General features: G+C 40.9%; 10 protein-coding genes and 1 pseudogene. 5 read left to right on the top strand and 6 right to left on the bottom strand.

Features of this window, described 5'->3' with window-relative positions:
• Window positions 1–62: 62 nt before the first annotated feature.
• Both V7K89_RS04640 and V7K89_RS04635 read right to left on the bottom strand, forming a co-directional pair.
• Window positions 63–584 carry a hypothetical protein gene (locus tag V7K89_RS04640; protein WP_335184788.1) on the bottom strand — a complete coding sequence of 174 codons (522 nt, stop codon included), beginning with the start codon at window positions 582–584 and terminating at the stop codon, window positions 63–65.
• A 253-nt stretch (window positions 585–837) separates the two neighbouring features.
• Entirely contained in the window at window positions 838–2883 is a 2046-nt protein-coding gene (locus V7K89_RS04635) for a potassium channel family protein (RefSeq protein ID WP_335184786.1), read from the bottom strand.
• A 291-nt stretch (window positions 2884–3174) separates the two neighbouring features.
• On the opposite strand from V7K89_RS04635, the gene modB reads away from it, so the two are divergent.
• Complete coding sequence (gene modB / locus V7K89_RS04630; protein ID WP_335184785.1) at window positions 3175–4986, top strand: molybdate ABC transporter permease subunit; 1812 nt, start codon at window positions 3175–3177, stop codon at window positions 4984–4986.
• Window positions 4987–5067: 81 nt separating this feature from the next.
• Here the strand turns inward: modB and V7K89_RS04625 are convergent, their stop codons facing one another.
• From V7K89_RS04625 to V7K89_RS04615, 3 genes are all read right to left on the bottom strand, one after another.
• Window positions 5068–5316 carry a hypothetical protein gene (locus tag V7K89_RS04625; RefSeq protein ID WP_335184784.1) on the bottom strand — a complete coding sequence of 83 codons (249 nt, stop codon included), beginning with the start codon at window positions 5314–5316 and terminating at the stop codon, window positions 5068–5070.
• A gap of 286 nt (window positions 5317–5602) precedes the next feature.
• Entirely contained in the window at window positions 5603–5974 is a 372-nt protein-coding gene (locus V7K89_RS04620; RefSeq protein WP_335184783.1) for a four-helix bundle copper-binding protein, read from the bottom strand.
• 490 nt (window positions 5975–6464) lie between these two features.
• Window positions 6465–7643 carry a pyridoxal phosphate-dependent aminotransferase gene (locus tag V7K89_RS04615; RefSeq protein ID WP_335184782.1) on the bottom strand — a complete coding sequence of 393 codons (1179 nt, stop codon included), beginning with the start codon at window positions 7641–7643 and terminating at the stop codon, window positions 6465–6467.
• 188 nt (window positions 7644–7831) lie between these two features.
• On the opposite strand from V7K89_RS04615, the gene V7K89_RS04610 reads away from it, so the two are divergent.
• The 4 genes from V7K89_RS04610 to V7K89_RS04595 all read left to right on the top strand — a co-directional run bounded on the left by V7K89_RS04610 (window position 7832) and on the right by V7K89_RS04595 (window position 10861).
• Window positions 7832–8431 (top strand): MBL fold metallo-hydrolase, encoded by a 600-nt coding sequence (locus tag V7K89_RS04610; protein WP_335184780.1) that lies wholly within the window; start codon window positions 7832–7834, stop codon window positions 8429–8431.
• 324 nt (window positions 8432–8755) lie between these two features.
• Window positions 8756–10018: an NAD(P)/FAD-dependent oxidoreductase gene (locus V7K89_RS04605; protein WP_335184779.1), complete on the top strand. Its 1263-nt coding sequence runs from the start codon at window positions 8756–8758 to the stop codon at window positions 10016–10018.
• Window positions 10019–10098: 80 nt separating this feature from the next.
• On the top strand, window positions 10099–10617 hold the full coding sequence (locus V7K89_RS04600; RefSeq protein WP_335184777.1) for a DoxX family protein: 519 nt from the start codon (window positions 10099–10101) through the stop codon (window positions 10615–10617).
• A 73-nt stretch (window positions 10618–10690) separates the two neighbouring features.
• Entirely contained in the window at window positions 10691–10861 is a 171-nt protein-coding gene (locus V7K89_RS04595; RefSeq protein ID WP_335184775.1) for a hypothetical protein, read from the top strand.
• Here V7K89_RS04595 and V7K89_RS35770 read toward each other — a convergent pair.
• A pseudogene (locus V7K89_RS35770) lies at window positions 10858–10986 on the bottom strand (IS982 family transposase); the annotation flags it as partial. The gene V7K89_RS04595 and the pseudogene V7K89_RS35770 sit on opposite strands and share 4 nt — an antisense overlap.
• Window positions 10987–11137 lie beyond the last annotated feature (151 nt).

Raw genomic sequence — 11137 nt, 5'->3', positions numbered from 1 at the left:
CTCCGAGACTTTTATTTATATTGCGATGATACGTATTATGCTTCGACGACTCGCATGAGTTTTTACTTTCTTGGACTTTTAAAACATCCTCTGAAGAAACGCGAGTAAAACCACAGAGGGCTAGAATAAACAGCTATAGCTGTCGGAATAATGATAATTTTAAATATAGGATTGTCAAAGGGATTTGCTTGATTGATTGGTTGAGATATGGCACCAAAAACTATTGCTAATATTCCGTATATTATTCCGGCAATTATTGAAATTCCAATGTAAAAAATAAAAAATTGTAATAAACATATTAATATAACTAGAATTGCAGTTATGAGAAACTGCCAAAATCTTTTTTTTATCTGAATTTTGGCAACTTTTGAGCTTTCAGACTGACTACTAATTTCATTAAACGCTAAACGGGAAATTAAACCAGCAAACGCATAAAATTTTGCCCATCCATAAATCGGGACTATTAGCCATAAATGGGCAAATAATGACAAGCGAGAAAATTTTTTGAAATTTGAACGATATAAATAGCTAGCAAGGCTAACAATATTACCAATATTAAACTGCTGCGTAAGATTTGGAAGCATAGAAACTAAGAGGATGTTTTAAAAGTTGGAACCAGTCAAAAATCATGTGAAAAATCTTTTAGATATACCACAGTCAATTTCCAGGCTTGAGAATAATCCTTAATTTACCTGATTTTGAGGCTTAACTGAACTGTATTGAGTTATAATTCTCGAATGCTATGCAGAAATCACAAAAACCCTTCCCTTGTGCCCCTCTGTGGTCTTAATGATAAGTCTTTAACTGAACCAGATATTACTTCTAGTTATGAGAAGTTCATGGCTGCCCAATGAAGATTAGATTTGCCAAAACTTGTACTTTTGTTAATTCGCGCACGAGACGTTGAGCTTGATGTTTATAAAGTGGTATCGGCAACACTCTAGGCAAATTATTCATCCATTGCCTAGCAGTAGTGAAACTACATCCGGTAATCAAAACTATCTCTTCAGCACCATAGATAATGGCATTTGTAGTCAGAGCTTTTTCAATCTGCACCTGCCAAAGACGAGGCAGCATTTCACCCCATTCAATTCGCTGCAAACTACTGCTTGTGGCTAAGACAATTAAGCGATCGCCAGCATCAAGCTTAACATCATACCAGGGCATTAAAGAGTAATTGTCTTGCTGATATTTCTGGTAGAGAATCGGTACAACACTGTAGCCAGATGCTATTTCAGATAAAAGCAATCCCTGAAGGGTATCGCCATCTTCAATCTTGTATTCCGTCACCATGACTATTTGCTCGTTCAAGTGAAACAAGCTCAGAACATTTTCTCCAAAAGCAGCACAAGCAAAGACTTCTGCCGACAAAGCCGCGCCACATATAACTTGAGCATAAGGGAACAGAGGGGCGATATTATCACTAAATTGGCGGTCTTGAGAGCGGATAATCAAGGTAGTGGCGGGGTTCATTGCATGAGCCATCAAACCAATTTCCAGATTTTCCATATTATCGTCCCCAACTAAAATGATGCTTTTAGCATGGGAGAGATTCGCCTTCGTGAGTGCTTCGGTAGCATTACCAACGATAAGGGGCATATCGGGTAAAGTTTCTTGGTCGAGAATGGTAGGATGAATTCCTACTAACGGCTGGTTCAGTTCTTGCAAAAGAGTAGCCACATTTTGTCCTAAGCGATTTAAGCCAATGATTATCAGATGGTTGCGTTGTGGTATGGGAGGACGAGAATTGAAAAAATGGAATCTTGAAGTGACAAGAGCATCAGTTAGCAGTGCATATAATACTCCCACGAAAGCTTGACCTGTCAACGTCAGTCCCAGGCTAAAAAACCTCAACCACCAAGGGATAGCGTCTGAGGGTTTTGATTGCGATGCAAACTCAACACCGCCAAATAAATCTCCGTATCCTCCTAAGAGCAAAATTGCTGTCGCATAGAAACCTTCTTGGATGGTGATATCAGGATAATATAAACGGTAAAGAACTATTCCCACGAACCACAGGATGAGTACAGTAATCGCATAGATTGTCGCAATTCGCCGGATTTGATTTTGGCTTTGGTAGTAAGATTGCCAAAATTGCACTATTTTATCCTTGAGATTTTTCGCTGTGATACCTTGGATAAACTGTTGCCACTGCCACTTTTGGCTATGAAATTGCCAACGTTGTTCAGAGAAAGCTAAATCGTATGCCACATCAATGTAAACTAGCGTGTCTCCTACCTGCACTTCTGCCTCTGGGTTCCAGCCAAACAATTCTTTGCTTGGGTTAGATGCAACAGGTTTGTGACTCAAGATGCGGCGAGTTGTCAGATTGAGTCTATGTACTGGCTTGCCATTACACCAGCTATCTTTCACTTGTACCTCGTGTTTTATCACTTGCAACAGTTGCCCTTCTAAGGTGAAATATCCAATAGCTTCAGAACCAAGGGCTGTCAGAGCGAAGGCGTGAGCCGAAAGATGAGTAGGTTCAAAGGCAACAAAATTGCCGAGATTTTCCCACAAGAGTTTGTTGAAATTTTGTTTATCAGAACGTACAATCAAGCGGACGTGCGGATTAAGACGGCGTGCTGCAAAGGCAGCTTCTATATTTATCCGCTCATTTCTGGTTACTAAAAGTATTGAACGACACTGCCTTATATCTGCCTGCTCTAAAACACTTGGCTGGCGACAATCTCCGATGATTAACTTTTCTAGTAAGTTAGGTACTTCTGGGACTTCCCAATGTTCGGGCTGCACATCCTCAATGGCGCTGACTTTAACATCGTATTCCTTGAGGATTGCAACGCAATGTTGCCCTAAACTTTTGAGTCCGCATACTAAGAAAAGGTCTTGGGGTTTTTTTTGATTGCTGATAGGAGGAGGCACTTGCTGTTGACGGTAGCATTCGATACTGCTAACAGGATGTGTTTGATAGAGTTTTTACGCTTCGGTTATTCCCAACAATTTTACCAGTTGGTTTGAAGATGAGTATCAAATGATAACAAACTGTATCGAATTCTGATATTTGATACCCAACTGAACGCAAATTTTGTTTAAAGTTTAGCTAGTTTTTGGGATTTGCTTGATTGATTGTAATGTATACCAACTATTTCCAACATATTAAAGCTAAAGTTGGTAAATTAGGGATTAGTTGAGCTAATTCCTCCCTACGCAACTATGCCATTGGATTTATCGCCTCTTTGGATATCACTCAAAACTTCATTACTTGCCACATTTATCACCTTCTTTTTCGGTATCGCTGCTGCCTACTGGATGCTGGGATATCGTGGCAAAGGTAAATTGTTGATTGAGGGTATCTTTATTGCACCCTTGATTTTACCACCCACAGTTGTCGGTTTCTTGTTGCTGCTATTTTTTGGTAAAAATGGCCCTGTAGGAAAATTCATGCAAACTTTTGACTTCACCATCGTCTTTACTTGGTATGGTGCAGCGATCGCAGCTATGGTAGTTTCTTTCCCTTTAATGTATAAAACTGCACTGGGAGCCTTTGAACAAATAGATAGTAATCTGCTGCGAGTAGCCAGAACCCTTGGTGCAAGCGAAGCTACAATCTTTTGGCGCATCAGTTTACCCTTAGCACTACCCGGCATTGTCGCCGCTACAATGCTGGCTTTTGCCCGTGCTTTAGGAGAATTCGGGGCGACGTTGATGCTGGCTGGTAACATTCCCGGACAAACGCAGACAATCCCAATGGCGATTTATTTTGCAGTGGAAGCGGGAGCAATGAATGAGGCTTGGTTTTGGGCGATCGCAATTATGGTGATTTCTCTATCTGGAATTATTGCAGTCAACTTCTGGCAAGAATTGAGGGAAAAGAGGAGGGGAGGAGGGGGCAGGGAGCAAAAGGCAGGGAGAGCAGGGGGAGAAAATCTTTATACTCCGCACACTAGCTTTGAATCTGGCGGATTGTTTGTCAACATTGAAAAAATACTTTCTAGCTTTGATTTAAAAGTGGCTTTCACTACTGATGAGCAACCCTTAGGATTGTTAGGAGGTTCTGGAGCAGGTAAGAGCATGATTTTACGCTGCCTTGCGGGGATAGAAACGCCCACAACCGGGCGCATAGTTTTAAATGGCAGAGTTTTGTTTGACTCGGAACAAGGAATTAATTTACCCAGTCGCGATCGCCGCATTGGTTTTTTAGTACAGAATTATGCTCTGTTTCCCCACATGAGTGTGGCGCAAAATATCGCTTTTGGCTTACCCAAAAACCTATCTGCTGGGAGTATTCGGGTGCAGGTAGAGGAGCAACTAATAGCGATGCAGTTGCAGGGATTAGGCGATCGCTATCCGCACCAACTTTCTGGGGGACAACAACAACGGGTAGCCTTAGCAAGAGCATTAGCAAGTCAACCGGAAGCATTACTTTTAGATGAGCCGTTTTCCGCACTTGATACTCATCTACGGAGTCAATTAGAGCAGCAAATGACAGAAACTCTAGCTAACTATCAAGGTGTGACTCTATTTGTCACCCATAATATGGAAGAAGCTTATCGGATTTGCCCAAATCTGTTGGTATTAGAGCATGGTAGAGCCGTTCATCATGGCAGCAAATATGATATTTTCCAGCATCCAGCTACTGTGAGTGTTGCCCAACTTACTGGATGTAAAAACTTCTCTCGTGCTGTTCTCCAGTCATCACAACAGGTGGAAGCGATTGATTGGGATTGTACTCTTCAAGTAATTGAACCAGTCAAGAGCGAATTATCCCACATCGGCATTCGTGCCCATCAGTTTATTTTTACCAACGACTCATCACAGGAAAATACCTTTCCCTGTTGGGTAGTACGAACAAGTGAAACGCCCCACCGAATGACGTTGTTTCTCAAATTACATTCGGCTGGCAAGAATTCTCAAGATTACCATCTGCAAGCTGAAGTATTTAAAGAAAAATGGGCGACAATGAAAGATCAACCTTTTCCTTTGTATGTGCATTTAGATCCTCTGCGGTTGATTTTGATGGAGTGAACGCAGAGATACAGATCGCAATCTAAATTCTACAAACATAACCAATATGATCTACTGTCACGCTTCTAGAGTTTGATACGCTCAACCTAAGCTGACAGCAACATCATAACCAATCCGTATAGTAAACAATCTGGCATTTGGTTTCTTCTGCTTTAACTTTAATGCTGTTTTTACGCCCGTTTTATCAATTCCGTATTCGCCAGTTTCAGAATCAATCACAATCATCTTGCCAAGATTATCACCATACTCAACTTGTTGGCGAATGCCATTTTCGTAAAGTTGTTTGGCTCTATGGGCGACTTCTTCTACACTCCAAAAAATAGCCTGCACGATAATTACACCTGCTTTTTGCTCTTTAATTATTGTAACCGAATCCCTGATACTGACGCGTTGTCTAGCTACCGATACGTAATAGCATTGTTTCTATAATATTGAATGTCTACAAGGGGCTATGCCTACGCACACAGAAAATTTGTCGTACAAGCGTAGTTCCACAAAAGTGTGAGCAATGCTAATTTTTTCATTAGTTAAGTCCTTACTTCAAGCGCTCAGACCCAAAGAGTCTGAGCGCTTGAATATTAGGTTGCAGAGAAACTTCTGCTAGATTGTCATGGAATTATGCGGGCATCATGTGCATACTTTTGCAAGACTCTGCACACTTACGGCAAGCAGCAGCACATTCCATCATTTTCGCGTCATCGCTCATCATCTCACACGCCATTGCAGTGCGATCGCACATTTCCGCACAAAGCATACAAGTGCGTTCCATGAACTCAGAACCGCTCATCATCATATTCATACACATCATGCACATTTCAGAGCAATCGCGCATCATGCTCATCATGCTCATCATGCTCTTGTCCATCTGCTGACCACTTTTGCTCATGCAATGAGTCATGGTTTCCATGCACATTTTATGACAGTCCATACAAACATCCATGCAAGTTTGCATTTCTGGAGTCATGGTTTCAGTCATCATCATCATCATCGGAAATACCTCCTAATTTTTTGATGCATAAAATAGTGTCCTTGAAAGGACTATTCATCACATTAGTCTTATCCTTTTTATGAGTCAATGGGATTTTTAAGAGAGAATTTTTAAGCCTACTATCCCGATATAATTACCGATAATTTGAACTAATTCTACACTAGTTTGGTGTTGTTTTGTTGGGAACTACTATATATTCAAGTTTAGAAACGCTCGTTTTTGAGTAGGGTTTCATGTGGTAAGTCAACTTTACTTGGGGATCAAAAGTTAAAGTTAAATTTAACTCGAAAATAATGTTATTGTTTTTTAACAAATGAATGTCTAAAACAAGTATTTGTAAACTTATATTAATTTACATTTGATTAAATTATATTAACTTGAAGATATATATTCTGAAAAATTCCTAATTCATAATGAAATTTCAACTACACTTCAAACAAAATTTCTTCAAATTATATAACAGAAGAAGTATATATTATGATGATATCAGTTATAGATTTGATTGCAATTTGAGTAAGCGATCGCTGGCTGCTTGTAATGTCTCAGGTCTTTTGCTAAAACAAAATCTGATCAATGAATGTCCTTTTTCTGGTTGACTAAAAAAGCTGGAACCGGGAACTACAGCAACGCCGATATCTTTAATTAGATGGTAAGTGAATTTAACATCTGTTTTATAGCCAAATTTGGAAATATCTGCAAGAACGTAATAAGCTCCTTTGGGAACGAAATAGGGAATCCCAACTTGGTCTAGAATTTGTAAAATGCTGTCTCGCTTCTGGTGATAAAGTTTGCCTAGTTCTTTATAATAAGATGGTGGCAATTGCATGGCGGCAACTCCGGCTCGTTGCAATGGTGCAGGTGCGCCAACGGTAAGAAAATCATGGACTTTGCGAATCGCCCCTGTCAATTCGGGATTTGCCAAAATGTAGCCGACTCGCCATCCAGTGACGCTATAAGTTTTGGACAAACCGTTAATAGTAACGGTGCGTTCTGTCATTCCGGGAAGGTTTGCTAGGGCAATATGTTGAGTGCCGTCATAGAGAATATGTTCATAGATTTCATCAGTGAACGCTAACACATCCCATTTTTGACAAAGTTCAGCAATTAGGGTGAGTTCTTCACGGCTGAAGACTTTACCTGTAGGATTATGGGGTGTGTTGATAATAATTGCTTTGGTATTGGCATTGAAAGCTTGACGCAACTGTGCTTCATCAAATGTCCAATGGGGAGGATGCAGTGTCACATAGCGGGGTATAGCACCAGCTAAAATCGCATCGGGGCCGTAGTTTTCGTAATATGGCTCAAATACAATTACTTCGTCACCAGGATCGACTGTCGCCAGCATCACAGATGCCATTGCTTCTGTGGAACCGCAAGTAACGGTGATTTGGGTTTCGGGATCGATATCTAAGCCGAGATACCAACGGACTTTGTTAGCGATCGCATGACGAAATGGGCGATCGCCCCAAGTAATGGCATACTGATTAACATCTGCCTCTATGGCTTGATATGCTGCCTGTTTCAACTCTAAGGGGCAGGGAAAATCAGGGAACCCCTGCGCCAGATTCACTGCATCATGTTGCAGTGCTACCCGCGTCATTTCTCGAATCACAGACTCTGTAAACTGTTCTGCCTTCGCTGATATTTTTTGCCGCCCAATCTTACTCACCCCTATACCTCCGTTGATCGTGATTGCAGTTATCCGAGAATTTCTGTAAGCCAGATAAAAACCATAATATTGATAGATTTATCGTAGTATACTCAAATTTCAGATCAAGAGGGAATGCAACCTTATAATCTATATACTTAATTATTGAGATTAATAGTCAATTATTGAAGTACCGATCCAGAATCATCATGAAATCTTTGCACCGTCCCGATCTGTATAGCTGGTCTAATTTCAATCCGGCAAGAAATATTGATTTCAATGGGATTGCCTGGATTCGCGCAGATGGCAACATCTTGATTGACCCAGTAGCGCTATCAAACCATGATTGGAATCATCTGAAATCTCTCGGCGGTGTGGTTTGGATTGTGCTGACGAATTCGGAGCATATCAGGGCAAGTAAAGAAATTGCCGATCAAACTTATGCTAAGATTGCAGGCCCCATAGCAGAAAAAGACACTTTTCCTATACCTTGCGATCGCTGGCTATCTGATGGTGAAGAATTTGTCCCAGGACTGGAAGTGATTGAACTCAATGGTTCTAAAACTCCGGGTGAGTTGGCTTTGTTACTAGAAAAGACAACTTTAATTACAGGGGATTTAGTTCGGGCACGCAAAGCAGGTAGCTTAACGATTTTACCAGATGACAAGCTGCTGAATCGAAAAGAGGCTGTTGCTTCTGTGCAGAGGTTAGCTCAACTGAGTCGGGTAGAAGCAGTGCTGGTGGGGGATGGTTGGCCCGTCTTTCGGGATGGACGTGATCGCTTGCAGGATCTTCTAGCGACGCTGTAAATGGGTAGGGGCGATCGTCGGTTTGAATGTTGGGGGAGTTGAGGCAATACTTTCTGCCTAACAGACTGTTGCCCAAACTCCTCCAATTCTTTACAGAAGTGCTGCTTTTATTTTGCCACCAAACCGCGTCTACCTTGAAAACCATAGTTTTTGGAATTAGAGTAAAGCTCATAACTCAAGCTATGACCGAATAATATACTCAAAAACTCTAGGTTTCAAAATCGATGAGGTTTAATACTGAAATCAAATGGCACTATCGATAATTTGTTATCAATATATTAACAGTTAATAACTTGACCGACTAGCTAAATCAAGAGGGGAAGAATGAACAGTCGCCGCGTTGTCATTATTGGCGCTGGATTCGGTGGGTTGCAAGCTGCTCAATCTTTAGCTGATTCTGGTGCAGATGTATTGTTAATTGATCGCAACAACTATCACACCTTTGTACCGTTGTTGTATCAGGTTGCGACAGGTCAATTGGAACCTGAGTACATTGCTTACCCTATCCGCACAATATTACGGCGATTCTCTTTCCTGCGGAATAAGTCTAAGGTGCAGTTTTTGATGGCTGAGGTTGAGCAAATTGATTTTTCAAGGCAAACTGTTGAAACAGATAGTAGTTCAATCACCTATGACTTTCTTGTGCTTGCAACTGGAAGCCAAACCCAGTTTTTGGGAGTTCCTGGAGCTTTAGAATATGCTTTCTCGATGAGAACGCTAGAAGAAGCAATAGCAATCCGAAATCACATTTACTCTTGTTTTGAGAGAGCTATCCAGGAATCTGATTCATCACGACGCCAACAACTGCTGACGTTTACTATCGTCGGCGGTGGACCAACGGGTGTTGAGGTTGCAGGTGCTTTCGTTGAAATGCTTCGAGGCCACTTGCGTCGAGATTATCCGACACTTTTGCAGCAAGTGAGGTTGATTCTCGTGCAATCTGGCGATCGCTTATTGGCCGATCTGCCAAAGAAGTTGGGAGCTTACACTTACAAACGATTACATCAGCTAGGAGTGGAGGTTTATCTGCAAACAAAAGTGACTAGAGTGACTTTTGAATCTTTACATCTGCAAAACGATGAGGTAATTCCAACTGCAACCGTCATTTGGACTGCGGGGTTAGAAGCAAATTATCCCACAACATTAGAGGAGGTATCTTCAGCAAATAAGGGAAAGTTACTTGTTCATCCCACCCTACAATTGCTTGAGCAACCTAATATTTACGCAATTGGGGATCTAGCGTATATCGAACAAAACGGTAAACCATTAACTGGGGTTGCACCAGAAGCACTTCAGCAAGGTGTTGCTGTAGCCCGAAATATTCAACGGCAATTTCGAGGTAAATCACCAGAGCATTTTAGCTATTTCAACAAGGGAAGATTAGCGATTATTGGCTGTTATTCAGGTGTGGGAAAAATTGGTGCATTTGCCTTTACAGGATGCTTGGCTTGGCTGATGTGGCTAGGAGTTCATTTAGTGTATCTTCCTGGCTATCGCAGTCGTTTCCTAGTATTACTTACTTGGCTTCACACTTACTTCTTTGGCGATCGCTCAGTTCGCTTAATTCTGTCTATGAAAGAACGTTAGTTCTCAAAACCGCTAAGTGCTTCCCAAGTTCTGCAATTGAAATCAATTACAGTCGGTGTATCATAGTTGGAGTTCAGGCAATGAATGAAAATAGAAACTATATTAGTCTCAAATCAAAGGATGTTGCAATTGCCTATTTGTTGCTGCGAATTCTCATCGGTGTGAATTACTTTAATCACGGATTCACCCGCATTTTTAACATCCCTGGATTCGTTGAAGATACTGTTAAAGAACTAGCAAATTCTTATTTTCCAGAATTTTTGGTGAGAATCAATTCTTATCTAGTGCCTCCTGTAGAGTTAATTGTGGGTATTTTAATCACACTTGGGTTAGCTACCAGAAGCGCTTTGATTGTCACCTTTGCCCTGATGATCATTCTAAAGTTGGGGGTGACATCGATACAAAATTGGGGTGCAGCTACTTCCATGCTTTCTTATGGGATTGTACTGTTTATCTTGCTTGCAGGTAGTAGCTTTAATATTTACTCCCTTGATCGCTGGAGAAAAAACAGACAAAACCTTGTAGACTCAGAAACGAATCGTGAACAAAATAGGGTCAACTTTTTTAGGAATAACTTTTGGATAAAACGTCGCCTATAGAATCGTTTACCCAATCATAGTAATTTCAGATAAAGAAATATTAGTAAATTAGTAGGGACGCACACCTATCTGTATGGCCCTACTAACCCAAGTTGCGGGTTATCAAGCTGTGGGTACTTTGCACTTGAATAGTCGTGCGCTCGTTCAGGAGGAAGTGGCGGTTGTGCGTCGTGCAACCGCCACCTCAACTAACTCAAAAATACAAATACTGAGTGAAATTAAAGCATTATATTTGACTCATTAAACAAATGCTTGTTTGAAACTGAAAGCAAAAATGAATGCTTCTAACTTCAGTAAAAACCCTTTTCAGGTACAAGCATGAATTGACTTTGGAAAGACACGAGTGATACTACTAAATATGGTTTCAATGTCATAAATGAAAAGATAACTCTACCGCATTACCTTTTATCAACTAGGATTCAAACTAATCCCTCTTTTGTTACTTTGGGTAAAGAAAAAACAGCAATCTTATTCAACTAGCAATAGGAAAACTGATTGGACTCGCCCGAAAATCATTCAT

It is taken from the genome of Nostoc sp. (assembly GCF_036917515.1).
GTDB lineage: Bacteria > Cyanobacteriota > Cyanobacteriia > Cyanobacteriales > Nostocaceae > Nostoc.
This window is presented reverse-complemented; position numbering and strand designations above follow the sequence as displayed.